A 24,879-nucleotide genomic window follows, 5' to 3' on the forward strand; every position below is an offset into this window, starting at 1 on the left:
AAAAATTATTATCGTCACGACGCCGTCAAACGGCATCGACTGGGACTACTGGACGGCGTAACCGCGTGCCTGCATGCATGCGCCGTAGGCGGCCCAATAACGTGTCATCGGCGGTTCGGGCGCGGGCAGCGGCGGCAGGCTCACGCCCGATCCCGCGTTGGCCTGCAACGAGGTATCCGCTGCGCCGGATGCACCGGGCGCGGCACTCGCAGTCGTAGCGGGCGCAGCGCCTGACGCACCGGACGCCGCCGCGATAGCCGCGTTATTCTTGCCGCCAGCACCAGCACCAGCGACGGCCTCGTTCGCCGGTTTCACCGCCGATGCGCCATCAGGCGCGCCTGCCATCGGCGCGCTCGCGCCGTCCGGCATGCTGGCGGCATACGGCAAAGGCGTAGCGGAGAACGTGCTGGGCGGCAGCGGCGGCTTGGCCGGCGCACCGGTCGACGCGCCTTTCGCCGCCGGCGCCGGACGCGCCGGTATCTGCGGCTCGCGAACGATATTGACCTTGCTGACGCGGCTCGCTTCCGCGTAGCACAGCGCGCTGTCGACGCCCCGTTCATACGGGCTTTGACTGCGCATCGGATAGGTGAGAGGCTGCCACGCGAACGCTGCACTGCTCGTCGCGAGGAGCGTTAGTACGGTATATGTTTTGAATGCCATCGCAGTCACTCCCGCAGCGATGTTTCGCCGTTTGTTAGTGTTGTCCTTGTGGGCTTTCGATGTATGTCTGCTTGTCCACATGTCGCGCGTCGTATTCGAGCTTCGTGTCCGGTCCGTCGTCGAGCACGGACGCTTCGAGGTGCGCCGCGCTCCACGTCGCTGTCCGGCAACGCGCTGCCGGGCAGGCTATCGAAAGCTGCTTTTGCGAGCGTAACACCGTGAACTGGCGACGCATCGCGCCGGATCACGGGCGAAAACGCCATCGTGCTGTCCATTGAGGACATCGTGTGCAACGCGGCGCGAAGGTTCGGGGCAAGCCCCCGGGCGCCATGCCGGATCGTCAGGAGTCGAAAATGAAAAAGCTGCCGTCTTGCCGCCGACCGCTGTGCGCGGCGGTATTGCTGTCGATGCTGTCGCTGGCCGTGCCGCTCACCGGTCACGCGGGCGAGGAGGACGCGAACCTGCGGGTCGAGACGGCGGGCGAGCGCGCGAGCTTCGCGCAGACGTTCTGCGAGGTGCCGCCCGAGCGGATCGGCGCCTATAAGGAGCGGCTCCGGACGCGCCTGACCGACGCGACCCATTTCGACCAGCACTGGGATACCGGCTGGCGCCGCGCGGAAACCACCAATAGTCAGATGAGCGCGCTGCGCGAGCGTGACCCGGCGGAATTCGCGTCGCGTATCAAGGTCAATTGCGAACGGCTGAAGTGGATGGCGCAGAATGCGTTACGGCCGCCGGCGCGCAAATGATGGGGTGGGGCACCGTCTTTTCCTGGTCGGAAATGCGGTGCTGGCTCATGCGAAATCGGACCGGGGTTTTCCCTGGAAAGCGGTTTACGGTTGTAATCGGACGCGGCGGGACCGGTAACTTTGGCCGAATTGACGCGCGGGCGGGGTGCTTCGTTTAGCCTGCGGTAACGCTGCAAGTCCTTGTTTTTTCGATGGTTCGCCGGTGCCGGAAGCCATTGTGCGGGCTCCGCCGGCGACCGCGCCGACCGTCGAATCGTGGCCCGCGACCCCGCCGAAATTCCGCTATCCCCCACTTCTTGAATTTGTCACTACCCGTCCATATAATTAGCACTCGCTGCACGAGAGTGCTAACAACATCGCCGGTTGGCCCCGCCAGCCGGGTCTTTCTCAGCGTTCTTCAGTCCCAATCCAAGAGAGGAGTATGTATGAACCTTCGTCCTTTGCATGATCGCGTGATCGTCAAGCGTCTGGATCAGGAAACCAGGACCGCGTCGGGCATCGTGATCCCCGAAGCTGCCGCAGAAAAGCCGGACCAGGGCGAAATCCTCGCAGTCGGCCCGGGCAAGCGTGACGACAAGGGCGCCCAGATCGCGCTCGACGTCAAGGTCGGCGACCGCGTCCTGTTCGGCAAGTACGCAGGCCAGACCGTCAAGGTCGATGGCAACGAACTGCTGGTGATGCGCGAAGAAGACATCATGGCCGTGGTGCAGAAGTAAGCGCAACGTCGCTACTTCCCCGGTTATATCTAAAGAATTCAAGGAGTTAGAAGATGGCAGCTAAAGACGTCGTATTCGGTGATTCCGCCCGTGCCAAGATGGTCGAAGGCGTGAACATTCTCGCCAACGCCGTGAAGGTCACGCTGGGTCCGAAGGGCCGCAACGTGGTCCTCGAGCGCAGCTTCGGCGGCCCGACGGTCACCAAGGACGGTGTGTCGGTCGCTAAAGAGATCGAACTGAAAGACAAGCTCCAGAACATGGGCGCGCAAATGGTCAAGGAAGTTGCTTCCAAGACCAGCGACAACGCAGGCGACGGCACGACGACCGCTACGGTTCTCGCGCAATCGATCGTTCGCGAAGGCATGAAGTACGTCGCATCGGGCATGAACCCGATGGACCTGAAGCGCGGTATCGACAAGGCTGTTGCAGCTGCGATCGAAGAACTGCGCAAGATCAGCAAGCCGTGCACGACGAACAAGGAAATTGCACAGGTCGGCGCGATCTCGGCGAACAGCGACGCATCGATCGGCGATCGTATCGCTGAAGCGATGGACAAGGTCGGCAAGGAAGGCGTGATCACCGTCGAAGACGGCAAGTCGCTGCAGGACGAGCTCGACGTCGTCGAAGGTATGCAATTCGACCGCGGCTACCTGTCGCCGTACTTCATCAACAACCCGGACAAGCAAGTTGCCGTGCTCGACAACCCGTTCGTGCTGCTGCACGACAAGAAGGTGTCGAACATCCGTGATCTGCTGCCGGTGCTCGAGCAAGTCGCAAAGGCTGGCCGTCCGCTGCTGATCATCGCTGAAGACGTCGAAGGCGAAGCTCTGGCAACGCTGGTCGTCAACAACATCCGCGGCATCCTGAAGACCGTCGCCGTCAAGGCTCCGGGCTTCGGCGATCGTCGTAAGGCGATGCTGGAAGACATCGCGATCCTGACCGGCGGTCAGGTCGTCGCTGAAGAAACCGGCCTCACGCTCGAGAAGGCAACGTTGGCTGAACTGGGCCAGGCGAAGCGCATCGAAGTGGGCAAGGAAAACACCACGATCATCGACGGCGCTGGCGAAGCAGCGAACATCGAAGCTCGCGTCAAGCAAGTGCGCAAGCAGATCGAAGAAGCGACCTCGGACTACGACCGTGAAAAGCTGCAAGAGCGCGTTGCCAAGCTGGCAGGCGGCGTTGCAGTGATCAAGGTCGGTGCTGCGACCGAAGTCGAAATGAAGGAAAAGAAGGCACGTGTCGAAGACGCACTGCACGCAACGCGCGCAGCTGTGGAAGAAGGCATCGTTGCTGGCGGCGGCGTCGCGCTGATCCGCGCACGTACGGCAATCGCCGGTCTGAAGGGCGCTAACGCCGATCAGGACGCAGGTATCAAGATCGTGCTGCGCGCGATGGAAGAGCCGCTGCGCCAGATCGTCACGAACGGCGGCGAAGAAGCCAGCGTCGTGGTGGCGGCAGTTGCTGCTGGCCAGGGCAACTACGGCTACAACGCAGCGACCGGCGAGTACGTCGACCTGGTCGACGCCGGTGTCGTGGACCCGACCAAGGTCACGCGCACCGCGCTGCAGAACGCAGCTTCGGTTGCCGGTCTGCTGCTGACGACCGACGCAGCTGTCTGCGAACTGCCGAAGGAAGATGCACCGATGCCTGGCGGCATGCCCGGCGGCATGGGCGGCATGGGCATGGACATGTAATTCGGCTCGGGTCTCGCGGTTCCGCCTCGCGGTGGGATCGCATACGGGACCCGGTCGGATGTCCATCCGGGAAGTGCGCGGCGACGCGTGCTTCCCAAAAGCAAAAACCCGCAGAGATGCGGGTTTTTGCTTTTGGGGCCGACAAAAAAACTTTTAGGACTCAGGCTCCCGCTGCGCGATTGGTTTGCTGCGCCGGCGCGACGAGACCTTTGTCGCGCAGGTAGCTGAAAATTCGCGCGACGCTTTCAGCGGGGCTCAAAGCGCCGGTGTCGATCTGCAGATCCGGGGTCGCCGGTGCTTCATAGGGTGCCGACACACCGGTAAACGAGTTGATCTCACCAGCCCGTGCTTTCGCGTACAGCCCCTTCGGGTCGCGGCCCTCGCAGGTGGCGAGCGACGCGCACACATAGGTCTCGATGAATTTGTCCGCGCCGATGATCGCGCGCGCCATCTCGCGATCTGCGCGGATCGGCGAGATCAGCGCGGTAATCACGATCAGGCCGGCATCGTTCATCAGTTGCGCGACGTGCGCGACGCGGCGGATGTTTTCGCGGCGGTCCTCGCGTTCGAAGCCGAGATCGCTGGCGAGGCCGTGACGGACGTTGTCGCCGTCGAGCACGTAGCACGCGTGGCCGAGCGCGATCAACTGCTGTTCGAGCGCGAATGCGAGCGTCGATTTGCCGGCGCCGGACAGGCCGGTCAGCCAGATCGTCGCCGGCTGCTGGCCGAGCAGACGGGTGCGGTCCCGAGCGGGCACGGTGCTGCGAACGCGTTGCAGGAGGTTCGGCGGCTGTTTCATCGGTAGGTTTTCCTCACTTTCCTCGCTGCCCGCGCATTTTCCGCAATCAAATGAAAAACCCGCCTGAGAGCGGGTTTTTCACAGCGGCTTGCCGAACGCAGGGCGGACCTTGCGGCTGAGCGCCGAACCTCGATCAGTGCCGCGCTTCGCCAGGTGCTGTGCCTTTGCCGGGCGCCGGCGGGGTTTCGTCGTCGTCGCTGCTGCGGGCCCAGAAGAAGCGGTCCGGCATATACGAGCCCATGCCCGGCCGGAATGCATTGCGCACCGCCTGATACAGATACTCCTGGCTCTCGCGTACCGCCTCGGCGGGCTCCTGGCCGTTGGCCAGCAAAGCCGCGATCGCCGAACCGAGCGTATCGGTCAGGCCGGTCAACCGATGGCTCGCGCGGTCCCACGTGTCCTGGCGCAACTGGCCGTCTTCGCTGAACAGCGTGTTGACGAGCCGGTGCGAGCCGGTTTCCGTCGACAGAATGTACTCGCAGCCCTGCGCCAGCAGATGCGAGATTGCCGCGTCGAGGCTCGGCGCTTCGGCGTCGCCATCGGGCTGCGCGAGCGCGAGCAGCGCCGTCGCATCGGCGACCAGCAGCGTGGTTTGCGGCGCCAGCAGATCGGCGATCGCTTCGCGCAGTTCGTCGGCGGCGAGCACGTGTTCGTCGTCGAGCGTGAAGTCGGGGGCGAGGATCAGCGGGATGTTGTCGTAGTCGGCGACCACTTCCGCGATCGCGCTGACCACTTCGGCGCGGGTGCACGCGCCGACCTTGAACGCGGCGACCGGCATGTCCTCGAGCAGCATGCGCGCCTGGGTCGCGACGACGTCCGGGTCGAGTCCGGTGACTTCGTCGCAGTTGGCCGAATCGCGCACGGTGTAGCCCGTGAGCACGGAGACGCCGTGGCAGCCCATGCTGGCAAGAGTCATCAGGTCGGCTTGCAGGCCGGACCCGCCGGTGGGGTCGGAGAGGCCGAAGGTGAGGACGATCGGAGGCGTGTCGCTGGGCATGAATTGAGTAAAAGGTGCGGTTTTCGGCGCGCGAGGCGCAATTGGCTCAATTATGCGGCCTAAACCGCGCCGGGGGCGTTTTTTCGCGCGGCGCCGGCGCGCGCACCGTCACGTGGCATGACGCCGCAAGCGTCGCGAAAGGCGTCCGCGGCCGCCCCGTCGAAGGCCGGCGCACGCTACGATTGCGCGTTTTCGATTGCTAGGCATGGGGGCGCCAACACGGTACCATCATGGCTCCCGTTTCCACGGACTCAACGACGCGACACAAGAATGGAATATCAAAGCTGGATGTGCCTGATTTGCGGCTGGATTTACGACGAAGAAGCCGGCTTGCCGGACGAAGGCATTGCGCCGGGCACGCGCTGGGAAGACGTTCCCATCAACTGGACCTGTCCGGAGTGCGGAGCCCGCAAGGAAGACTTCGAGATGGTGCAGATCTGAAGCTTGCCGGGCCGCCGGCTTCGGCCGGCTGATCTCAGGTCCGGGTCGTGATGCAGGTTGCAGTCCGATTCTCGTCGGGTTTTTCTGGTCTTTCCGGGCCGGCCGCGTCGAAGCCTGACGCCGCCGGCACCGAGTCTCATCCTGGCGGCGCGGAACATCGTTGGGCGCGCCGTGTCGCAACGGTAGTCCGTGATTGTCCTGTCGCCGGTTCGCGCGTTGGCCGAGCACTCTGCAGCGGCGCGAAGCGACGATCCGTCAGCTTCGTGCCGCCTGCCCATGACTCTTCGATCCGCAGCACCCGTTTCCCTCGATGCCCTGCCTAACCCGCGCGGCGGTGCGGTCCGCGCCGCCGAGCTGGCGCTCGCCGAGGCGTCGCTTGCGTTCGAGCGCCACGCCGAAAGCGGCGCCGCTCTGCTGCGTGCGTCCTATGCGCTGCGCACCGCCGGCTGGTTCAGCGCGCAGCGTTTCGCCGATGCGCTGGTGCGGCTGTCGCCGCTAGCGGGCGCCGAGGCGGCCGAAGCGGAAAGCGCCCGTCCGGTGTTCGGCGCGGCGCTGCACGAATTTCGCGCGGCGCTCGAGCGCCACAATCTGCGCGAGCTGAGCTGCTCGCCGACCCTGTTCAATCACTACGGCGAACTGTGCGCGCAACTGGCCGACCACACGCCAGGCTCCGCGGTCGGCTTCGAAGACCTCGCGCTGTGCGCGCGGCCGGTGCCGCCGGCATCGATGCACGCGCACCCGGCCGAGCTGCTCGCGCATCTGCGGGTCCGTTACGAGCGCGCGTTGTTGCCCGTGTTGCGCTCGCAGGCCGATACCGGCAGCGCGGTCGCGCTTGCCGTCACCCATGCCGGGCTCGACGAACTCGATGCGGTGTTCGTCGAACTGGCCGGTCCCGATCCCTATGACTTCTGGCGGCTCGCGCGAGCCTGCGCGAAGGCCTTGCGCGCGCGCGGCCATGCGGCCCGCGACACCGATACCCGGCGCTTCTACGCGCGCTGCAATCTGGCGCTCGCCGATCATGCGCGCGGCATCGAGCGGGCGCCGCGTTCGCTGGTGCGCGCGACGCTCGCGCTGCTGTGGCGCGACTACGCGCTGTTCGGCGCGGCCGCCGAAGATGCCGATCAGGTCGAGGTGCTGCGCGATTACGGGCTGACCGTCGACTGGCACGTGGCCGGCACGCAGTCGTCGGAAATGCTGTGGGAGGCGGGCGCGCAGCAGGCTCAGGCGTTGTCGTCGACGCGTGAGCTCGGCGTGCTGACCGTCAACGCGAATGCTTACGAAGACTTTCTGCAGACCGCCGACGCGTCGATCCAGGCGTTGGCCGCCCATGCGCGCGCGGCCGATCAACCGGAGAAGGCCGATCCGAGCGAAGCGCTGCAGGCGGGCGATGCCGCTTACCGGCTCGGCGCCGCGGCCTGCGCGCTCGGCCTCGGTCACGTCGCGTTGCTCGCCGATGCGCTGGGGCTCGCGTGGCGGCGTCGCGCGCATGCGGGTGTCGCGACGCCCGCGGTGCGCGCGCATGTGATCGTCGGTGCGCCAGCGGCGGCCACGCTCGAACAGGCCGCCGAAGTGTTGCGCGCGACGCTGCACCAGGTCGCCGCGGGCGTCGCGCCGGCCGGCGGAGGGCAGTTGCAGGCGACGCTTGGCGCGCTCACGCGCGCGATCGAGCAGGGCGGCGCGTGAGCATGCGCTCGAGCCTGTTCAGCGGCGGGGCCTGAGCGCTGGGCGCGATGCCGGGGCGTATGTTGCCTGCGCGATGCGGTTCCAGATGCGGCGGCCCGCGCGACGCTCGCCGAACCTCGCGCGCCCGGGCCGCGATGCGGTGCTGGGCACTGCCTGGCCAGCCCATTTGAAGCGACGCATCGAGAACCCGTTCAACCTGTCCCGATCACCCGCTGGAGCGTAACCGGCGAGCCGCGTCGAACGTCAGGTTCCGCGCGCTGTTTCACCGCTTGATCGCGGCATGGCGCGAGCCGCGCGCGTGATAGAGTGCAACCTGATCCGGCGTCGATGGCATGCGGAACGCGCATTGCAGCACCTCGCTACGGCGATGCTCAACGCAGCCCGCCATCCCGCATCGTCTTTGCTAAAATCCCAACTATGTCCAAGAGTACCGATCGCATCAATCTGACCAACCAGTTCCTGATCGCCATGCCGAACATGGCCGATCCGACGTTTTCAGGAACGGTGGTCTACCTTTGCGATCACAGTGAGCGCGGCGCGCTCGGCCTCGTGATCAACCGGCCGACCGATATCGACCTGCAGGCGCTCTTCAATCGCATCGATCTGAAGCTCGAGATCGAACCGCTTCTCCATGTTCCCGTCTACTTCGGCGGCCCGGTGCAAACCGAGCGCGGCTTCGTGCTGCACGATCCGAAAAGCGGCAGCGGCTATACGTCGTCGATGTCGGTGCCGGGCGGGCTCGAAATGACCACCTCGAAAGACGTGCTCGAAGCCGTCGCGAGCGGCACGGGTCCCGAGCGTTTTCTGCTGACGCTCGGCCATGCCGGCTGGGGCGCCGGTCAGCTCGAAGACGAAATCTCCAAGAACGGCTGGCTGACGGTCGAGGCCGATCCGAAGATCGTCTTCGACGTACCCGCCGAAGACCGGCTCGAAGCGGCGCTCGCGCTGCTGGGCGTGTCGCTGTCGATGCTGTCCGGCGAAGCCGGGCACGCATGAGAGGGCAGGCATGAGTCAGTCGGCCGGACGTGAGGCGACGCTGCTTGCGTTCGACTACGGGGTAAAACGCATCGGCGTGGCGGTCGGCAATTCGCTGACGCGCCTCGCGCAGCCGCTCGTCGTCGTACAGAACCACAGCAAGGACTATCGCTTCGAGGCGCTCGGCAAGCTGATCGCCGAATGGAAGCCCGACGCGCTGATCGTCGGTTTGCCGATGCATCCCGACGGCACCCCGCACGAGCGCACGCAGCTCGCGAAGCGCTTCGGCAACCAGCTGAACGGCCGCTTCAATCTGCCGGTCACGTGGGTCGACGAACGTTATTCGTCGGTCGAGGCCGAGGCGGAAATCCGCGCCGGCAACGGCCGCGCCGACATGCTCGACGCGCAGGCCGCGAGCATCATCCTCCAGCAATATCTAGACGGACTTTCCGACGATCATGAGTTCCATTGACGCCGAAGCGCTGTATCGCGCGTTGCTCGACCAGATTCGCGCGGCCTACGGCGAGCGGCTCGCCGCCGCGCCCGGCAGTGCCGATGCGGTGGTGCTGGCCGGCATTTATAGCGGCGGCGCGTGGCTCGCCGAGCGGCTCGCGCGCGACCTGAACGTGCCGGATTTCGGCGTGGTGAACGTCGCGTTGCATCGCGACGACTACGCGAAGAAAGGCCTGCACGCGCAGGCGAGCCCGACCTCGTTGCCGTTCGCGGTCGACGGCAGCCGCATCGTGCTGGTCGACGACGTGCTGTACACCGGCCGCACGATTCGCGCGGCGCTCAACGAGCTGTACGACTATGGCCGCCCGGCCGCGGTCGAACTCGCGGTGCTCGCCGATCGCGGCGGCCGCGAGTTGCCGGTGGCGGCGCGCTTCGTCGGCGGCACGGTGGACGTGCCCGCCAACGCGACGCTGGTGCTGGCCCGCGACGAGAACGGCGCCGGCGGCCAGCGGTTTTCTTTTCACACCGAAGCACGCGTCGATTGAAATTCGCGTAGCCCGCGAGCATCGCCCCAGTGCGCGGCGACACCGATCACGTTGTAGTCCGTATTTGAAGCAGGTACACCATGAACACCGCCACCCAGGCTCCGCAGGATTCCTCCGCTAGCGCGTCCGAGCGCTTTCGTTACGGCTTCCTGAAGGGCAACCCGCAGCTCACGAAAAACGGCGAGCTCAAACATCTGTTGTCGATCGAGGGTCTGCCGAAGGCCATCGTCAACCAGATTCTCGATACCGCGGATCAATTCGTCAGCGTCACCGATCGCGAAGTGAAGAAGGTGCCGTTGCTGCGCGGCAAATCGGTGTTCAATCTGTTCTTCGAGAACTCGACGCGCACCCGCACCACCTTCGAGATCGCGGCCACCCGCCTGTCCGCCGACGTGCTGAACCTGAACATCAACGCGTCGTCGACCAGCAAGGGCGAATCGCTGCTCGACACGATCAACAATCTGTCGGCGATGCACGCGGATCTGTTCGTCGTGCGTCATGCGTCGAGCGGCGCGCCGTATCTGATTGCGCAGCACTGTGCGCCGCACGTGCACGTGATCAACGCCGGCGACGGCCGGCACGCGCACCCCACCCAGGGGCTGCTCGACATGTACACGATCCGCCACTACAAGAAGGACTTCACGAAGCTGCGCGTGGCGATCGTCGGCGACATTCTGCATTCGCGCGTCGCGCGCTCCGACATCCACGCGCTGACCACGCTCGGCGTGCCCGAGGTGCGCGCGATCGGTCCGCGCACGCTGCTGCCGGGCGGCCTCGAACAGATGGGCGTGCGGGTGTTCCACAACCTCGACGAAGGTCTGAAGGACGTCGACGTGATCATCATGCTGCGTCTGCAGAACGAGCGCATGAGCGGCGCGCTGCTGCCGTCGTCGCAGGAATACTTCAAGAGCTGGGGCCTGACGCCCGAGCGTCTCGCCCTCGCCGCGCCCGATGCAATCGTGATGCACCCCGGTCCGATGAACCGCGGCGTCGAGATCGACTCGCAGGTCGCGGACGGCCCGCAATCGGTGATCCTGAACCAGGTGACGTTCGGGATCGCGGTGCGCATGGCGGTGATGGGCATCGTCGCGGGCAATAACGACTGATCAGGAAGCCGAAGCACCGGCTGAACCACAGGTTTAACAAAGGCAGCGCATGAAGATTCATATTCAAGGCGGCACGCTGATCGATCCGGCAGCGGGCACCGAACAGCAGCAGGACATTTTTATCGCCGACGGCAAGATCGCTGCAATCGGCAGCGCGCCGGCCGGTTTCCAGGCCGAACGCACGATCGACGCGAGCGGTCTGACGGTCGCGCCCGGTCTGGTCGACCTGTGCGCGCGGCTGCGCGAGCCGGGTTACGAGCACAAGGCGACGCTCAAGTCGGAAATGGCCGCGGCGGTCGCGGGCGGCGTGACGAGCCTCGTGTGTCCGCCGGACACCGATCCGACGCTCGACGAACCCGGTCTCGTCGAAATGCTGCGGTATCGCGCGCGCAACCTGCATCAGGCGCACGTGTATCCGCTCGGCGCGCTGACGGTCGGTCTGAAGGGGCAGGTGATCACCGAGATGGTCGAGCTGACCGAAGCGGGTTGCGTCGGCTTTTCGCAGGCCGATACGCCGATCGTCGATACCCAGGTGATGATGCGCGCGCTGCAGTACGCGAAGACCTACGGTTTCACCACGTGGCTGCGTCCGGTCGATGCGTATCTTGGCAAGGGCGGCGTCGCCGCGAGCGGCGCGCTGGCGTCGCGGCTCGGTCTGTCGGGCGTGCCGGTCGCCGCCGAAACGATCGCACTCCATACGATCTTCGAACTGGTCCGCGTGACCGGCGCGCGCGTGCATATTTCGCACGTGTCGTCGGCGGCCGGCGTCGAGCTGGTGCGCGCGGCCAAGGCCGAGGGGCTGCCGGTGTCGTGCGACGTCACCGTGAACCACGTGCATCTGATCGATCTCGACATCGGTTACTTCGACGCGCAGTTCCGCCTCGACCCGCCGCTGCGTCAGCAGCGCGATCGCGAAGCGATCCGCGCGGGCCTCGTCGACGGCACGATCGACGCGATCTGCTCGGCCCACACGCCGGTCGACGACGACGAAAAGCTGCTGCCGTTCGCCGAGGCGACGCCGGGCGCGACCGGTCTCGAGCTGTTCCTGTCGCTGACGGTCAAATGGGCCGACGAAGCGGGCGTGCCGCTCGCCACCGCGCTGAACCGCATCACCACTGCGCCCGCGCGGGTGCTCGGTCTCGAAGCGGCCGGCAGCGTCGCGGTCGGCGCGGTCGCCGATCTGTGCGTGTTCGATCGTCGCGCGCACTGGCGCGTCGAGCCGCGCGTGTTGAAGAGCCAAGGGCACAACACGCCGTTCCTCGGCTACGAACTGCCGGCCTGCGTGCGGGCGACCGTCGTGGCGGGCCGGCTCGCGTACGAAGCGCGCTGAGCCGCCGCGTTCCGGTTTCGCTCCACTCAGGGAAAGCTCCGGCCATGAAGCTCGCGTTACGCAAGGTCCGTCTCATCGCTCATCTGCTGCACGGCATGTGGACCGTCGCGACGCGTTTTCCGAACGCGAGCGCCGAGCGGCGTCACGCGCTCAATCGCGCGTGGTCGCTGAAGATGCTGCGGCTGTGCGGGATGCGCGTCGTCGTGCACAACGACGCGGCGCGGCTCGATCGCGGCGCGCTGGTGGTCGCCAATCACATCTCGTGGATCGACATCTACGTGATCAATGCGTGGCGGCCGACGCCGTTCGTGTCGAAGGCGGAAATCCGCCAGTGGCCGCTGGTCGGCTGGCTTGCGCAGCAGCTCGATACGGTGTTCATCCAGCGCGAGAAGCGCAGTGACGCGAAGCGGATCATGCACGAACTCGCGGATCGTTTGAGCGCCGGCGAGCTGATGTGCGTGTTTCCGGAGGGCACGACGTCGAACGGGCTCGCGCTGCTGCCGTTTCACGCGAATATGTTTCAGGCCGCGGTGTCGGCCGGCGCGCCGGTACAGCCGGTGTGCATCATGTATGAAGACGCGGCGGGTAAGCAGTCGACCGCGCCCGCATATATCGACGATCTGTCGCTATCCGATTCGCTCGATATGCTGTTGCGCGGCGGCCCGCTGACCGCTCATGTGTATGTCGGCGCGCCGCTTGCGCCTGGCGCGGACCGCCGCGAGCTGGCGGCGCAGGCGCAGCAGGTGGTGGCCGGTGCGCTGTCCGATTTGCAGCGCGGTCAGGCGCCGACCGGCGCGCTCGCGCAGGAGCGCGAAACCAACGCGACTGCATCGACTGCCGTCGGCGCGGCGGACCCGCTGATCGAGCCAGTCGATCAATCGGGGCGCTCTGCCTGAGTTCATGCCGCTGGCTCGAACTCGCCAGTGGCACGATCGCGATGCCCGGGAACACCGCGGCGGCGCGCCGAGCATAGACTTGCTCCGGTTCGAGTCGCCACGCGCGCGGACATGGCGCGACGATCAGCGCCTCGCCCAACCCGCCTTCAATCCCTTCCAGTCAATTCCCGCCGCGCGGCACCGCGCAAGCATCGCAATCGACCTGGGTCAGCGTGCGTTCCGCCGGATGCTTCGCGAGCGTTACCGCGGACAGCTTCTGGCCCCACACGCAGCCCGAATCGAGCCCGACCAGGTTGTCGCGCATCAGCAGGCCGAGCGCCGCCCAATGGCCGAACACGACGGTGACGTCGGCGGTCCGGCGCGAGTGCGCGTCGAACCACGGCACACAGCCGGCCGGCGCCGAAGCGAGCGTGCCGCTGCTGCTGAAATCCATCGTGCCGTCGGGGGTGCAAAAGCGCATCCGCGTGAGCGCGCTGCAGGTGACGCGCAGACGTTCGATCCCCTTGAGCGCCGGCGTCCAGCGATTCGGCTCGTTGCCGTACAGACCCGCGAGCGTCTCCTTCCAGTTCGGCGCGCGCAGCGCGCGCTGCAATTCGTCGGCCAGTTCCAGCGTGAGCGCGACGTCCCATTGCGGCAGCACGCCCGCGTGCACCATCAGCATGCCGTGCTCGAAATGCGCGAGCGGCCGGTGGCGTACCCATTCGAGCAGATCGGCCGCGTCGGGCGCGGCGAGGATCTCGTCGATCGTGTCGCCTTTCTTCGACTTGCGAATCCCCGCCGACACCGACAGCAGATGCAGATCGTGATTGCCGAGCACCGGCACCGCCCGCTCGCCGAGCGCGATCACGTCGCGCAGCGTCGCCAGCGATTCCGGTCCCCGGTTGATCAGGTCGCCGGCGAACCACAACGGCGTGCCGGCCGGCGGCGCGGCCTTCGCGAGCAGTTGTTCGAACGGCTTGCGACAGCCTTGCAGATCGCCGAACGCAAGAGGGACCGGGGAAGTGGACGGGCTGGAAGCGGTGGACGGTGTCATCAAACGAAGTGGAAGCAATTCGATACACGCGGCGACGCAGGAGACGTGCCGCGGTGGGCGGTGCAGCAAGTGAGCGTGACATAATAGCCCGTTTGACGTTCGGATATCGCGCCTTCGGTTGGCGGACGCCGCTCGCCGGCCAAGCACGAGAACCGCGCGCGTTATTGCGCCACAACAAACAGGATGACTCTCGTGAACGAAGCCAGCAGCTCCTCTGCGGGGGCGACGCAATCCATTCGCACGCTCGTCACCGGTGCCAGCGGTTTCACCGGCCGCTATCTGGTCGAGAAACTGCTCGGGCGCGGTCATACCGTGATCGAAGCGGTGTCCGGCGGCGACCAGCCCGATACGCCGACCCGCATCAAGCTCGACATCACGTCGCCGGACGAATGCCGGCGCGTGCTCGACAGCGTGCGCCCCGACTACATCGTGCATCTGGCCGCGATCAGCTTCGTCGGTCACGCCGATCCGCTCGACTTCTATCGCGTCAACGTGCTCGGCACGCTGAACCTGCTCGAAGCGTGCGCGGCGATCGGCCATGTGCCGCGCAAGCTGCTGATCGCGAGCAGCGCGAACGTGTATGGCAATGTCAGCAGCGCGGCGATCGACGAAAGCTTCCCGCTCACCCCGGTCAATCACTACGCGGCCAGCAAGGCGGCGATGGAAGCGATGGTGCGCACGTGGTTCGACCGTCTGCCGGTCCTGATCGTGCGGCCGTTCAACTACACCGGGCGCGGCCAGGCGGTGAACTTCCTCGTGCCGAAGATCGTCAGCCATTTCGCGCGCCGCGCGCCTTCGATCGAACTGGACAACATCGACATCGCCCGCGACTTCTCGGACGTGCGCTACGTGGCGAGCGCGTACGAAGCGCTGCTCGATGCCAATGTAGCGAGCGAGATCGTCAACGTCTGCACCGGCACCCCGTACTCGTTGCGCGAGATCCTCGCCGCGGCGAGCGAGCTGACGGGGCACGAACTCGAAGTGCAGATCAATCCCGCCTTTGTCCGCCAGACGGACGTCAAAATGCTGGCGGGATCGCCGGCGAAATTGCACTCGCTGGTGCCGTCGGTCGAATCGATCCCTTTCAGCGACACGTTGCGCTGGATGCTGACTGCATAACGCTGAAGGGCGCAAGCCGATGCTGAGGGCGGCTTCTGCGCCGATAACGTTCGCATCGGCCCCCTTTTGGGCTGCTTTCGCCACCCTTACATCCGCTTCTTCGCTCGTCCCCCGAGTCGCGCTGCGCGCCGCGTCCTGCGGCGTTACGTTCGTTAAAACACTTTTAAATGCGGTTAAAAAAGTTATTTTACTGATCGATCGCAACCGATTTTGTCAAGCTGTTTCAAGTTGTTAGGGTTCTAGTTTTTGCCCGGGGCCGCTTTATAATTGGGCCTTCTTAAAATTGGCGTCTGAGTGTCTGCCGGTTGTGCGCGGCGGCGCGACGGGCGCCAGCAGAAACGAACACCACCACTACGCGGGATGCGCGGGCCGGCACAGTCACTGCGGTCTGTCACCCATACCTGGAAGGGAATTTCATGATTCTGGTAACGGGCGGTGCCGGTTTTATCGGCGCCAATTTCGTGCTCGACTGGCTCGATGAGTCGGACGAAGCAGTGCTCAACGTCGACAAGCTGACCTACGCCGGCAATCTGGGCACGCTCAAGGCGCACCAGGGCAATCCCAAACACGTGTTCGCGCGCGTCGACATCTGCGACCGCGCCGGGCTCGACGCGCTGTTCGCCGAACACAAGCCGCGCGCGGTGCTGCATTTCGCGGCCGAAAGCCACGTCGATCGCTCGATCCACGGTCCGGCCGATTTCGTGCAAACCAACGTGGTCGGCACCTTCACGCTGCTCGAGGCGACCCGCAGCTACTGGAACACGCTCGGCGAAGCCGAACGCGCGGCGTTCCGCTTCCTGCACGTGTCGACCGACGAAGTGTTCGGCTCGCTGTCCGCGACCGATCCGCAATTCTCCGAGACCACGCCGTACGCGCCGAACAGCCCGTACTCGGCGACCAAGGCCGGCTCCGACCATCTGGTGCGCGCGTATCACCACACCTACGGCCTGCCGGTGCTGACGACCAACTGCTCGAACAACTACGGTCCGTACCAGTTCCCCGAAAAGCTGATTCCGCTGATGATCGCCAACGCGCTCGCGGGCAAGCCGCTGCCGGTCTACGGCGACGGCCAGAACGTGCGCGACTGGCTGTATGTGGGCGACCACTGCAGCGCGATCCGCGAAGTGCTCGCGCGCGGCACGCCGGGCGAGACGTACAACGTCGGCGGCTGGAACGAGAAGAAGAATCTCGAGGTCGTGCATACGCTGTGCGATCTGCTCGACGCGCGCCGCCCGAAGGCGGCCGGCTCGTACCGCGACCAGATCACCTATGTGACGGACCGCCCGGGCCACGACCGCCGCTACGCGATCGACGCGCGCAAGCTCGAACGCGAACTCGGCTGGAAGCCGGCGGAAACGTTTGAAACCGGTCTGGCGAAGACGGTCCAGTGGTATCTCGACAACCAGCAATGGGTCGACGAAGTCGCTTCGGGCGAATACCGGAAGTGGGTCGAGACCAACTACGCGCAACGCGCGTGAGGACACGGTAATGGCGCGCAAAGGCATTATTCTCGCGGGCGGTTCGGGCACCCGCCTGTACCCGATCACGCATGTCGTCTCCAAGCAGCTGCTGCCGGTCTACGACAAGCCGATGATCTACTACCCGCTGTCCACGCTGATGGTGGCGGGGATCCGCGACGTGCTGATCATCTCGACGCCGCAGGACACGCCGCGCTTCGAGGCGATGCTCGGCGACGGCAGCCAGTGGGGGATGAATATCCAGTACGCGGTGCAGCCGTCGCCGGATGGACTCGCGCAGGCGTTCATCATCGGCCGCGAGTTCGTGAATAACGATCCGTCGGCGCTGATTCTGGGCGACAACATCTTCTACGGCCACGATCTCGCGAAGCAGCTCGAGCGCGCCGACGAGCAGCCCGATGGCGCGACCGTGTTCGCGTACCACGTGCAGGATCCGGAGCGCTACGGCGTGGTCGAATTCGACCAGCAGTTCCGCGCGCTGTCGATCGAGGAAAAGCCCGCCAAGCCGCGTTCGAACTACGCGGTCACCGGTCTGTACTTCTACGACAAACAGGTCTGCGACATCGCCGCCGACATCAAGCCGTCGCCGCGCGGCGAGCTCGAAATCACCGACGTCAATTCGCGCTACCTCGCGAACGCGGCGCTGAACGTCGAGATCATGGGCCGCGGCTATGCGTGGCTCGACACCGGCACGCACGATTCGCTGATCGAGGCCGCGACCTTCATTGCGACGCTGCAGAAGCGCCAGGGTCTGGTGGTCGCGTGCCCTGAGGAAATCGCCTACCGGCGCCAGTGGATCGACGGCGAACAGCTGCTCGCGCTGGCGAGGCCGCTCGCGAAGAACGGCTACGGCCAGTACCTGCAAAACCTTCTTACGGATCACGTCGCATGGCCATCCAGGTAACCGCAACCGCGCTGCCCGAAGTCAAGATCATCGAGCCGAAGGTGTTCGGCGATGCGCGCGGCTTCTTCTTCGAAAGCTTCAATGCGCAGGAATTCGCCGAGAAGGTCGAGTCGAATGTCGAGTTCTTGCAGGACAACCATTCGCGCTCGGCGCGCGGCGTGCTGCGCGGTCTGCACTATCAGATCGAGCACGCGCAGGGCAAGCTGGTGCGGGTGGTCGAAGGCGAAGTGTTCGACGTCGCCGTCGATATCCGCAAGAGCTCGCCGAATTTCGGCAAGTGGGTCGGCGTGACGCTGTCGGTCGAGAATCATCGGCAACTGTGGGTGCCGCCCGGTTTCGCGCACGGCTTCGTGGTGCTGTCGGAGTCCGCGCAGTTCCTCTACAAGACCACCGATTACTGGTTCCCCGAGCACGAGCGCAGCATCGTGTGGAACGATCCGGCCATTGGTATCGAATGGCCGATCGACTTCGAACCGCTGCTGGCGGCGAAGGATGCCGCGGGCAAGCAGCTCGGCGACGCCGAAGTTTATGCGTGAGGTGAGCGTGAATCCTGAGCCGACGATTCTGGTGACGGGAGTGAACGGGCAGGTCGGCTTCGAACTGCTGCGCTCGCTGCAAGGTCTGGGGCGCGTGGTGGCATGCGACCGCTCGGTCCTCGATCTGTCCGATCTGGAGCGCGTGCGTACCGTCGTGCGCGAGTTGAAGCCGTCGCTGATCGTCAATCCGGCCGCTTACACCGCGGTCGACAAGGCTGAGACGGACATCGCCGCCGCGCGCCGGCTGAATGCCGACGTGCCGCGCGTGTTGGCGGAAGAGGCGGCGGCGAGCGGCGCGGCGCTGATTCACTACTCGACCGATTACGTGTTCGACGGCACCAAGGACGGCGCGTATGTCGAAACGGATGCGACCAATCCGCAGAACGTGTACGGGCTGACCAAGCTCGAGGGCGAGCAGGCGATCGCGGCGACCGGCTGCGCGCACCTGATTTTGCGTACCAGCTGGGTGTATGGGCGACGCGGCAAGAACTTTCTGCTGACGATGCTCAAGCTCGGCAGCGAGCGTCCCGAGTTGCGCGTGGTCGCCGATCAGATCGGCGCGCCGACGTGGTCGAAAACGATCGCGACCGCAACCGCGCATATCGCCGCGCAAGCGCTGTCGGCGGACGACCGCACGCAGTGGTGGGCGCGACGTTCCGGCGTCTATCACTTCACGTCGGCCGGCGCGACCTCGTGGCATGGGTTCGCGGAGGCGATCTTCGCGAACGCAATGGGCGAACGCGCGCCGAAGGTCGTGCCGATTCCGGCGAGCGACTATCCGGTGCCCGCGATGCGGCCGGCCAATTCGCGGCTGTCGCACGACAAGTTGACCGAAGCATTTGGATTGCGTTTGCCGGATTGGGCCGATGCGCTGAAGCTGTGTTTGAGTGAGTAACTTGGACCAGAATTCGTCGCGTCGGGAGCAAGCCGGTGTCGTAATCGTCTTTTATCGCCCGGACCACGATTGCGTGGCCCGGGCGAACCGGCTCGCCCAGGTATGGCCGTGCGTGGTGATCGACAACACCGAGAGCATTAGCACGCCGGCGGCGCTTGGCCTCGATGCCCAAATCGACTATGTTGCGAACGGCGCGAACCTTGGGATCGCGACCGCGCTGAACCAGGGCATCGAGCGACTGCACGCGGCAGGCTGCACGTCGGTGTTGATGTTCGATCAGGATAGCGAACCGTCCGAGCAACTGCTGCGCGAGTTGCCCGAGACGCTCGCGGCCGAGCGGCAGCGCGACCGGCGCGTCGCGCTGATCGGGCCGGCGTACGAAGATACGCGCCTGCGTGGCGTGGCGCCGTTCGTGCGCTTCGGTTACCTGTGGCTGCGGCGGATTCCGCCCGAGGGCGTGAAGCCGATCGACGTAGACTTCCTGATTACGTCGGGCTCGTGCGTGAACCTCGACGTGTGGCGCGAGATCGGTCCGATGGACGACGGCCTGTTCATCGATTTCGTCGATCTCGAATGGTGCGCGCGGGCTCGCGCGAAGGGCTATTCGGTGCTCGGCGCGCCGGCGTTGCGGCTCGCGCATGAACTGGGCGGCGAACCGGTGAAGGTGTTCGGACGAAGCTATCCGGGGCACAGCGCGGTTCGGCATTATTATCTGTTCCGCAATGCGATCGCGCTGATCCGGCGGGCCTATGTGCCCTGGAGCTGGAAGTCGACCGAACTCGTGAAGATGCCGGTCCGGCTCGTGATCTACGCGTTATTCATGCAACCTCGCCTGCTGCATCTGCGTCTTTCCCTGCTGGGGATCTGGCATGGACTGACCGGGCGCGATGGTGCACTGTGAAACGCGCACACTACCCACTTTACATATTCCATTCAAATAGACAGCTTGCATGTTGACTCTTTCACTTCTTGACCTCAAACAGAGCCTCGCGTCATGGCGGTTGTGGACGCTGCTGGGCTGGCTGGAGATCCGGCAGCGCTATGCGCGTTCGCGGGTTGGGCCGTTCTGGCTGACTATCAGTATGGGGGTGATGATCACCTCGCTCGGCGTCGTGTATGGCACGCTGTTCGGCCAGAAGATGAACGAGTATCTGCCGTTTCTGGCGTCGAGCATCGTGCTGTGGGGGTTGTTTTCGCAGTCGGTGAACGAGGGGAGCGTTGCGTACATTAGCGGTGCGTCGTACATCCGGCAGGTCCCTACGCCCAAGCTGATCTTCATTCTGCAGGTCATATGGCGCAATCTGATCGTCGTCGCCCATAACTTCGTCATTGTTATCGGCCTCCTTGCGATCTATGGCGTCAAAAGCTGGGAAGCGCTGCCGATGTTCATCCCCGGCTTGCTCGTATATCTGCTGAACGTGATGTGGATTGCGATGACGGTGGGCCTGTTGTCCGCACGCTTTCGTGACCTGCCGCAAATCATCGGCGCATTGCTGCAAGTCGCGTTCTATGTCACGCCAATCATTTTCCGTCCCGAGTCGCTGAACCGGTTCGCGTTTATCGTCGAATGGAATCCGCTCGCCTATCTGATTGAAATCGTGCGGGCTCCGCTGATCGGGCAAATGCCGAGCATGGTGGCATGGCAAGTGACGATCGGCATGGCTGTGATCGGCTGGCCGATTGCCTTGCTGATGACTGGCCGCTATTTGAAACGTCTTCCGTACTGGGTTTGAAGAGAGCGACATGGCGTACATTGAACTGAACAACGTGACGTTGGACCTGCCGATTTTCGACGTGCAGGGTCGCTCGCTGAAGAAACAGGTGCTGCGGATGGGGCGGCGCAACCGGATTGCGGAGGGCAACGACGGTGTCATCGTCGTACGCGCTCTGGACGATCTGACCTTCCGCTTCGAGAGCGGCGATCGGGTTGGACTGATCGGCCACAATGGCGCGGGCAAGTCGACACTGCTGCGTGCGATGGCCGGCATCTATCCTCCGACGGCCGGCACGCTGTCGCGAGAGGGCAAAGTCGTGCCGTTGCTCGACATCAGTCTGGGCATGGACGACAACTCGACCGGCATGCAGAACATCCGGCTGCGCGGGCTGCTGCTCGGCATGACCGATGCGGAGATTCGCGAGAAGCAGAACGATATCGCGGAGTTCAGCGAGTTGGGTGACTATCTGGACCTGCCGGTTCGCACGTATTCGAGCGGGATGAAGATGCGACTTGCGTTCGCCGTTTCGACATCGGTCGACGCGGAGATCCTGCTTCTCGACGAAGTCATGGGTGTGGGTGATGCGTCTTTCATGCATAAGGCAGAAGCGCGTCTCGAAGAACTGCGCGGCCGGGCCGAGATCGTCGTTCTCGCGATGCACTCGAACAGCGAAATTCGCAAGGTGTGCAACAAGGCGCTCTGGATGGAGCGCGGATGTGTGCGTGCGTTCGGCGAGGTCGAAGAAGTCGTGTCGCAGTATGCGACTGCGATGGGGGGCTGAAGCTGTGAATGGCAACGGCGGTACTGCGGGACGCTGAATCAATGAAGTTGCGTAGAGCACGTTCGTTGCTGAGCCGGCTGGTCGCGGGTGATGGATTGCGTTGGGCCGTGCGCAAAGCCTACGGGGTCTTTCGCCGCGAAGGTCTGGCAGGCGTGAAGCGACGGATCGCGTGGTTGCGCGCGGGCGCGCCGGGCACCGTCTCTGCGCAGCTCTACGCCGAATGGGTGTGCCGCTACGATCAGATCGACGACGCAACTCGCGTGGCCATTCGCGCGCGCATCGCGGGGTTTGAAAATCCGCCGCGAATTTCGGTAGTGATGCCCGTCTACAATCCCGATCCCAAATGGCTGGCTGAGGCGATTGAATCCATTCGCGGGCAGCTCTATCCGTATTGGGAACTGTGCATCGCGGACGACGTGTCGACCAATCCCGAGATCCGTCCGTTACTCGAGCGCTATGCTCATACGGACGAACGGATCAAGGTCGCGTTCCGGCAGAAAAACGGTCACATTTCCGCGGCATCTAACACTGCGCTCGAACTTGTGACGGGCGCGTGGGTTGCGCTGTTCGATCACGACGATATATTGCCGGAGCATGCGCTCTATTGCGTTGCCGATGCGATCGAGCGTAATCCCTCGATCCGGATGATCTACTCCGACGAAGACAAGATCGACGAATCCGGCAAGCGCCGCGAGCCGTATTTCAAGTGCGACTGGAACCCGGACCTGTTTCTCTCGCAAAACATGTTCAGTCATCTGGGGGTGTTTCAGACCACTCTGCTGGACGAGGTGGGCGGGTTTCGCGAGGGTTACGAGGGGTCGCAAGACTATGATCTTGCGCTTCGTTGTGTCGAGCGCGCTGGCGTTGGCGCGATCCATCACATCCCTCGCGTGCTGTACCACTGGCGGGTCCACGCGCAGAGCACGGCGGCGGGCGCGGATGCAAAGCCTTATGCCGTAGTGGCCGGCGAGCGGGCGCTTAACGACCACTTCGGCAGAATGGGCGTTCGCGGCGCGGTGGAGTTTGCGGTCAATGGATACCGTGCACGATACGCGCTACCAACTCCCGCGCCGCTTGTCAGTCTGGTCCTTCCAATCCGAAATGAACTCGAATTGCTCAAACAGTGCGTCACGAACATTGTCGGGAAGACCACGTACGGCAATTTCGAAATCCTTATCGTCGATGCCGGCTCAGACGACCCCGCGACGCAGGACTACCTGGCCGCACTCGAGCGCGGCGGGAAGGTTCGGGTGTTGCGCGACGACCGGCCACGCAACTTCTCCGCATGGTGCAATTCGGCTGTCGATGCGGCGAATGGCGAGATCGTCGGCTTGATCGATAGTGGTATCGAAGTACTCTCGCCCGACTGGTTGTCGGAAATGGTCAGCATTGCGTTGCAGCCCGGCGTCGGCGCGGTAGGCGCGAAACTGCTTTATCCGGACGGTACGGTGCAGCATGCCGGTATGACACTGGGTCTGCATGGCGTGGCCGGATCGGTTCATCAACGCATTCCTCGCAGCTCGTTTGGCTACTTCGGTCGCGCCAGCCTGATTCGATCTGTTTCCGCGGTGACGGCTGCATGCATGATCGTGCGCAAGTCGGTCTATCGCGAAGTGGCAGGGTTGGATGAGCAGGCGGCGGTGATGGCGTTCAGCGATGTCGACTTCTGCATTCGTACGCAGGAAGCCGGCTATCGCAATGTCTGGACCCCGTATGCGGAGCTGTATCACCACGAGTCGTCGATTCGACACTGCGGCAGCGATTCTGCGGGACAAGCTCACTTCGACGGAGAGGTGCAGTACATGCAGCGGCGTTGGGGCAGCCTGTTACGGAGCGACCCGTCTTATAGCCCCAACCTGACTCTGGACGAAGGTAGTTTCGCTCTGGCATCGCCGCCGCGAGTGGATGCGCTTGTTTGAGGGCATACGGCGCGCGCAGACACTGGGCAAGAGCACAGGCGATCGATGTCCACCGATCCAGATCCACGTGGGAATCCTGATTGGAAAATAAAAAGCCGCGCGAAGCGGCATGGTTGTATTGGTGTTTGGTTTTCAGGCTACATGTGTAGCGTCGCTGCTTGCCGCGCTAGAGCCTTTTCACACAACACGACGAGTTGGCCTGGCGCGTGTCTTCTGCCATTGCGCCGCTCAAGAAAGGAATCATCGCTTTCACAATGAAGAAAGTGGCTTGTAATTTGTTTAAGGTACCCTGAAGCGTCCTGAGGAGCGTATATGAATAAAACACCATCGGTCGCCGTGATTATTCCATTTTATAACGGTGCGAAATGGCTCGAACGGGCCGTGAAGAGTGTTGCGGAACAAACCATTGCGCCGGCGGAATTCATCGTCGTTAATGATGGCTCAAAGGCCGAAGAGCGCGCCGCGCTTGACCCTTTGGCACAAAAATATGGATTTCGCATAATCGACAAATCGAACGGCGGGCAAGGCTCCGCCCGAAACGTTGGTGTCGCTGCGAGCACATCCGACTATATATGCTTTCTGGATCAGGATGATTTTTATCTCGAGAATCACATCGAGATTCTCGTGGGTAATCTTCCGGAAAATGATCTTCGGCTCGGCTTTGTTTATGCCGATCTGCATATTGCTGACGGTGATGGTGGATTGGTATTCACCAGTTCAGTGAAGGAGCACTCGCCGTCGAATCCGAAAAAGTCGTTGATCGATCTGCTGAAATCCGACATGTTCGTCCTGCCGTCGGCTTCAATTATCACGCGCAAGGCATTTGAAGCGGTCGGTGGCTTCGATGAGCAGTTCATGGGCTACGAGGATGATGATCTCTTCCTGAGAATTTTCCGCAGCGGCTTCACCAACTACTACGTCGACGAGCCGGTAACGGTCTGGTGCATTCATAGCGAGAGCACTTCGTACAGCATCCGCATGTGTCGGAGCAGGTTCAGGTATTTCATGAAGCTATCGAGCCAGTTTCCCGACAACCCGGACCGAGGCCTGTTTTTTTTCCGGGACTGCATCGCGCCTCGATTTGGCCGCGCATTCCTCTCGGATGCGTTGAAAGCGACAACGAAAAAAACCGCGGACAAACAGGAGGTGGTAGCAATTCTCCAGGAGTACGCGAAGGTATTACGGCAAAGCAGATATGTCCGCCGCAAGCTGAAACTGAAGTTCTCGCTTGTTGCATTCGTTCTCGACTACTCGCCGCCGTGGGCTATCAAGGTAATGCGCTACGCCACACTTTCGACTGGAGTGCGACGAAGCCTTGTCACCTGATGTTTGGGCACCCGCAACCCATTGAATCCGCAGATCGAAGCGGACATTCATGGGCGAAGCGGGCTCCGTGCGCCAGGATTTACGACAAAAGACGACGGTAAAACTGTCGACGCGACGGCTTGGTCAGAT

The 24,879-nt window shown here is 63.9% G+C and carries 26 protein-coding genes; 21 read left to right on the forward strand and 5 right to left on the reverse strand.

All coding sequences use genetic code 11. The features are described from left to right. Window positions 1-45: 45 nt before the first annotated feature. Complete coding sequence (locus BTH42_RS03255; RefSeq protein WP_075295718.1) at window positions 46-660, reverse strand: hypothetical protein; 615 nt, start codon at window positions 658-660, stop codon at window positions 46-48. A gap of 353 nt (window positions 661-1,013) precedes the next feature. Between BTH42_RS03255 and BTH42_RS03265 the strand changes: the two genes are divergently transcribed. The 3 genes from BTH42_RS03265 (at window position 1,014) to groL (ending at window position 3,819) form a co-directional block, all read left to right on the forward strand. After that, window positions 1,014-1,409 (forward strand): hypothetical protein, encoded by a 396-nt coding sequence (locus tag BTH42_RS03265; RefSeq protein ID WP_075296100.1) that lies wholly within the window; start codon window positions 1,014-1,016, stop codon window positions 1,407-1,409. Between the two features lie 425 nt (window positions 1,410-1,834). Continuing rightward, complete coding sequence (gene groES, locus BTH42_RS03270) at window positions 1,835-2,125, forward strand: co-chaperone GroES (protein ID WP_075295722.1); 291 nt, start codon at window positions 1,835-1,837, stop codon at window positions 2,123-2,125. Window positions 2,126-2,178: 53 nt separating this feature from the next. Continuing rightward, entirely contained in the window at window positions 2,179-3,819 is a 1,641-nt protein-coding gene (groL, locus tag BTH42_RS03275) for a chaperonin GroEL (RefSeq protein ID WP_075295724.1), read from the forward strand. A gap of 160 nt (window positions 3,820-3,979) precedes the next feature. Here groL and cysC read toward each other — a convergent pair whose 3' ends face one another. Continuing rightward, complete coding sequence (gene cysC / locus BTH42_RS03280) at window positions 3,980-4,618, reverse strand: adenylyl-sulfate kinase (protein WP_075295726.1); 639 nt, start codon at window positions 4,616-4,618, stop codon at window positions 3,980-3,982. Window positions 4,619-4,751: 133 nt separating this feature from the next. Further along, window positions 4,752-5,615 carry a hydroxymethylpyrimidine/phosphomethylpyrimidine kinase gene (locus BTH42_RS03285; protein WP_075295728.1) on the reverse strand — a complete coding sequence of 288 codons (864 nt, stop codon included), beginning with the start codon at window positions 5,613-5,615 and terminating at the stop codon, window positions 4,752-4,754. A gap of 270 nt (window positions 5,616-5,885) precedes the next feature. Here BTH42_RS03285 and BTH42_RS03290 point away from each other — a divergent pair, with 270 nt between their 5' ends. Beyond that, a complete protein-coding gene (locus tag BTH42_RS03290) occupies window positions 5,886-6,056 on the forward strand; it encodes a rubredoxin (RefSeq protein ID WP_006047743.1) in 171 nt (56 codons plus the stop codon). 276 nt (window positions 6,057-6,332) lie between these two features. Continuing rightward, window positions 6,333-7,739 carry a hypothetical protein gene (locus BTH42_RS03295; RefSeq protein WP_075295730.1) on the forward strand — a complete coding sequence of 469 codons (1,407 nt, stop codon included), beginning with the start codon at window positions 6,333-6,335 and terminating at the stop codon, window positions 7,737-7,739. Between the two features lie 262 nt (window positions 7,740-8,001). Here BTH42_RS03295 and BTH42_RS35875 read toward each other — a convergent pair whose 3' ends face one another. After that, a complete protein-coding gene (locus BTH42_RS35875) occupies window positions 8,002-8,127 on the reverse strand; it encodes a hypothetical protein (RefSeq protein ID WP_256701749.1) in 126 nt (41 codons plus the stop codon). 29 nt (window positions 8,128-8,156) lie between these two features. On the opposite strand from BTH42_RS35875, the gene BTH42_RS03300 reads away from it, so the two are divergent. The 6 genes from BTH42_RS03300 to BTH42_RS03325 all read left to right on the forward strand — a co-directional run bounded on the left by BTH42_RS03300 (window position 8,157) and on the right by BTH42_RS03325 (window position 13,044). Then, a complete protein-coding gene (locus BTH42_RS03300; RefSeq protein WP_075295732.1) occupies window positions 8,157-8,735 on the forward strand; it encodes a YqgE/AlgH family protein in 579 nt (192 codons plus the stop codon). Window positions 8,736-8,745: 10 nt separating this feature from the next. Next, window positions 8,746-9,186: a Holliday junction resolvase RuvX gene (ruvX, locus tag BTH42_RS03305; RefSeq protein WP_075295734.1), complete on the forward strand. Its 441-nt coding sequence runs from the start codon at window positions 8,746-8,748 to the stop codon at window positions 9,184-9,186. Continuing rightward, window positions 9,173-9,712 carry a bifunctional pyr operon transcriptional regulator/uracil phosphoribosyltransferase PyrR gene (pyrR, locus tag BTH42_RS03310; RefSeq protein WP_075295736.1) on the forward strand — a complete coding sequence of 180 codons (540 nt, stop codon included), beginning with the start codon at window positions 9,173-9,175 and terminating at the stop codon, window positions 9,710-9,712. Before ruvX ends, pyrR begins: the two co-directional genes overlap by 14 nt. Before the next feature lie 80 nt (window positions 9,713-9,792). Then, window positions 9,793-10,818 (forward strand): aspartate carbamoyltransferase catalytic subunit, encoded by a 1,026-nt coding sequence (locus tag BTH42_RS03315; protein WP_075295738.1) that lies wholly within the window; start codon window positions 9,793-9,795, stop codon window positions 10,816-10,818. Between the two features lie 49 nt (window positions 10,819-10,867). Beyond that, window positions 10,868-12,148: a dihydroorotase gene (locus BTH42_RS03320; protein WP_075295740.1), complete on the forward strand. Its 1,281-nt coding sequence runs from the start codon at window positions 10,868-10,870 to the stop codon at window positions 12,146-12,148. 44 nt (window positions 12,149-12,192) lie between these two features. Beyond that, complete coding sequence (locus BTH42_RS03325) at window positions 12,193-13,044, forward strand: 1-acyl-sn-glycerol-3-phosphate acyltransferase (RefSeq protein WP_075295742.1); 852 nt, start codon at window positions 12,193-12,195, stop codon at window positions 13,042-13,044. A 160-nt stretch (window positions 13,045-13,204) separates the two neighbouring features. On the opposite strand, the gene BTH42_RS03330 is transcribed toward BTH42_RS03325, so the two are convergent. Further along, window positions 13,205-14,077 (reverse strand): symmetrical bis(5'-nucleosyl)-tetraphosphatase, encoded by an 873-nt coding sequence (locus BTH42_RS03330; protein WP_075295744.1) that lies wholly within the window; start codon window positions 14,075-14,077, stop codon window positions 13,205-13,207. 183 nt (window positions 14,078-14,260) lie between these two features. Here BTH42_RS03330 and BTH42_RS03335 point away from each other — a divergent pair, with 183 nt between their 5' ends. The 10 genes from BTH42_RS03335 (at window position 14,261) to BTH42_RS03380 (ending at window position 24,750) form a co-directional block, all read left to right on the forward strand. Further along, window positions 14,261-15,196: a GDP-mannose 4,6-dehydratase gene (locus tag BTH42_RS03335; protein WP_075295746.1), complete on the forward strand. Its 936-nt coding sequence runs from the start codon at window positions 14,261-14,263 to the stop codon at window positions 15,194-15,196. A 416-nt stretch (window positions 15,197-15,612) separates the two neighbouring features. Then, window positions 15,613-16,674 carry a dTDP-glucose 4,6-dehydratase gene (gene rfbB / locus BTH42_RS03340; protein WP_075295748.1) on the forward strand — a complete coding sequence of 354 codons (1,062 nt, stop codon included), beginning with the start codon at window positions 15,613-15,615 and terminating at the stop codon, window positions 16,672-16,674. A 10-nt stretch (window positions 16,675-16,684) separates the two neighbouring features. Further along, window positions 16,685-17,578, forward strand: a complete 894-nt coding sequence (gene rfbA, locus BTH42_RS03345; RefSeq protein WP_075295750.1) for a glucose-1-phosphate thymidylyltransferase RfbA — start codon at window positions 16,685-16,687, stop codon at window positions 17,576-17,578. Then, window positions 17,563-18,114: a dTDP-4-dehydrorhamnose 3,5-epimerase gene (rfbC, locus tag BTH42_RS03350; protein WP_075295752.1), complete on the forward strand. Its 552-nt coding sequence runs from the start codon at window positions 17,563-17,565 to the stop codon at window positions 18,112-18,114. The genes rfbA and rfbC overlap by 16 nt, the downstream gene beginning before the upstream one ends. Continuing rightward, the gene (rfbD, locus tag BTH42_RS03355; RefSeq protein WP_075295754.1) at window positions 18,107-19,009 is read left to right on the forward strand and encodes a dTDP-4-dehydrorhamnose reductase; all 903 of its coding nucleotides are present in this window, start codon (window positions 18,107-18,109) and stop codon (window positions 19,007-19,009) included. The genes rfbC and rfbD overlap by 8 nt, the downstream gene beginning before the upstream one ends. Next, window positions 19,002-19,910, forward strand: a complete 909-nt coding sequence (locus tag BTH42_RS03360; protein WP_075295756.1) for a glycosyltransferase family 2 protein — start codon at window positions 19,002-19,004, stop codon at window positions 19,908-19,910. The genes rfbD and BTH42_RS03360 overlap by 8 nt, the downstream gene beginning before the upstream one ends. Before the next feature lie 49 nt (window positions 19,911-19,959). Next, on the forward strand, window positions 19,960-20,742 hold the full coding sequence (locus BTH42_RS03365; RefSeq protein ID WP_075295758.1) for an ABC transporter permease: 783 nt from the start codon (window positions 19,960-19,962) through the stop codon (window positions 20,740-20,742). 10 nt (window positions 20,743-20,752) lie between these two features. Beyond that, a complete protein-coding gene (locus BTH42_RS03370; protein WP_075295760.1) occupies window positions 20,753-21,505 on the forward strand; it encodes an ABC transporter ATP-binding protein in 753 nt (250 codons plus the stop codon). A gap of 41 nt (window positions 21,506-21,546) precedes the next feature. Next, a complete protein-coding gene (locus BTH42_RS03375; protein WP_075295762.1) occupies window positions 21,547-23,424 on the forward strand; it encodes a glycosyltransferase in 1,878 nt (625 codons plus the stop codon). A gap of 312 nt (window positions 23,425-23,736) precedes the next feature. Beyond that, window positions 23,737-24,750, forward strand: a complete 1,014-nt coding sequence (locus tag BTH42_RS03380; RefSeq protein WP_075295764.1) for a glycosyltransferase family 2 protein — start codon at window positions 23,737-23,739, stop codon at window positions 24,748-24,750. Window positions 24,751-24,879: the final 129 nt, after the last annotated feature.

The sequence above is a fragment of the Burkholderia sp. SRS-W-2-2016 genome, from assembly GCF_001931485.1.
Classification (GTDB): domain Bacteria; phylum Pseudomonadota; class Gammaproteobacteria; order Burkholderiales; family Burkholderiaceae; genus Paraburkholderia.

Excerpts from the sequence above, each read along its gene's own strand:
- BTH42_RS03255 (WP_075295718.1), bottom strand. The coding sequence starts at position 660 with ATGGCATTCAAAACATATACCGTACTAACGCTCCTCGCGACGAGCAGT.
- BTH42_RS03265 (WP_075296100.1), top strand. The coding sequence starts at position 1,014 with ATGAAAAAGCTGCCGTCTTGCCGCCGACCGCTGTGCGCGGCGGTATTG.
- groES (WP_075295722.1), top strand. The coding sequence starts at position 1,835 with ATGAACCTTCGTCCTTTGCATGATCGCGTGATCGTCAAGCGTCTGGAT.
- groL (WP_075295724.1), top strand. The coding sequence starts at position 2,179 with ATGGCAGCTAAAGACGTCGTATTCGGTGATTCCGCCCGTGCCAAGATG.
- cysC (WP_075295726.1), bottom strand. The coding sequence starts at position 4,618 with ATGAAACAGCCGCCGAACCTCCTGCAACGCGTTCGCAGCACCGTGCCC.
- BTH42_RS03285 (WP_075295728.1), bottom strand. The coding sequence starts at position 5,615 with ATGCCCAGCGACACGCCTCCGATCGTCCTCACCTTCGGCCTCTCCGAC.
- BTH42_RS03290 (WP_006047743.1), top strand. The coding sequence starts at position 5,886 with ATGGAATATCAAAGCTGGATGTGCCTGATTTGCGGCTGGATTTACGAC.
- BTH42_RS03295 (WP_075295730.1), top strand. The coding sequence starts at position 6,333 with ATGACTCTTCGATCCGCAGCACCCGTTTCCCTCGATGCCCTGCCTAAC.
- BTH42_RS35875 (WP_256701749.1), bottom strand. The coding sequence starts at position 8,127 with ATGGCGGGCTGCGTTGAGCATCGCCGTAGCGAGGTGCTGCAATGCGCG.
- BTH42_RS03300 (WP_075295732.1), top strand. The coding sequence starts at position 8,157 with ATGTCCAAGAGTACCGATCGCATCAATCTGACCAACCAGTTCCTGATC.
- ruvX (WP_075295734.1), top strand. The coding sequence starts at position 8,746 with ATGAGTCAGTCGGCCGGACGTGAGGCGACGCTGCTTGCGTTCGACTAC.
- pyrR (WP_075295736.1), top strand. The coding sequence starts at position 9,173 with ATGAGTTCCATTGACGCCGAAGCGCTGTATCGCGCGTTGCTCGACCAG.
- BTH42_RS03315 (WP_075295738.1), top strand. The coding sequence starts at position 9,793 with ATGAACACCGCCACCCAGGCTCCGCAGGATTCCTCCGCTAGCGCGTCC.
- BTH42_RS03320 (WP_075295740.1), top strand. The coding sequence starts at position 10,868 with ATGAAGATTCATATTCAAGGCGGCACGCTGATCGATCCGGCAGCGGGC.
- BTH42_RS03325 (WP_075295742.1), top strand. The coding sequence starts at position 12,193 with ATGAAGCTCGCGTTACGCAAGGTCCGTCTCATCGCTCATCTGCTGCAC.
- BTH42_RS03330 (WP_075295744.1), bottom strand. The coding sequence starts at position 14,077 with ATGACACCGTCCACCGCTTCCAGCCCGTCCACTTCCCCGGTCCCTCTT.
- BTH42_RS03335 (WP_075295746.1), top strand. The coding sequence starts at position 14,261 with ATGACTCTCGTGAACGAAGCCAGCAGCTCCTCTGCGGGGGCGACGCAA.
- rfbB (WP_075295748.1), top strand. The coding sequence starts at position 15,613 with ATGATTCTGGTAACGGGCGGTGCCGGTTTTATCGGCGCCAATTTCGTG.
- rfbA (WP_075295750.1), top strand. The coding sequence starts at position 16,685 with ATGGCGCGCAAAGGCATTATTCTCGCGGGCGGTTCGGGCACCCGCCTG.
- rfbC (WP_075295752.1), top strand. The coding sequence starts at position 17,563 with ATGGCCATCCAGGTAACCGCAACCGCGCTGCCCGAAGTCAAGATCATC.
- rfbD (WP_075295754.1), top strand. The coding sequence starts at position 18,107 with ATGCGTGAGGTGAGCGTGAATCCTGAGCCGACGATTCTGGTGACGGGA.
- BTH42_RS03365 (WP_075295758.1), top strand. The coding sequence starts at position 19,960 with ATGTTGACTCTTTCACTTCTTGACCTCAAACAGAGCCTCGCGTCATGG.
- BTH42_RS03370 (WP_075295760.1), top strand. The coding sequence starts at position 20,753 with ATGGCGTACATTGAACTGAACAACGTGACGTTGGACCTGCCGATTTTC.
- BTH42_RS03375 (WP_075295762.1), top strand. The coding sequence starts at position 21,547 with ATGAAGTTGCGTAGAGCACGTTCGTTGCTGAGCCGGCTGGTCGCGGGT.
- BTH42_RS03380 (WP_075295764.1), top strand. The coding sequence starts at position 23,737 with ATGAATAAAACACCATCGGTCGCCGTGATTATTCCATTTTATAACGGT.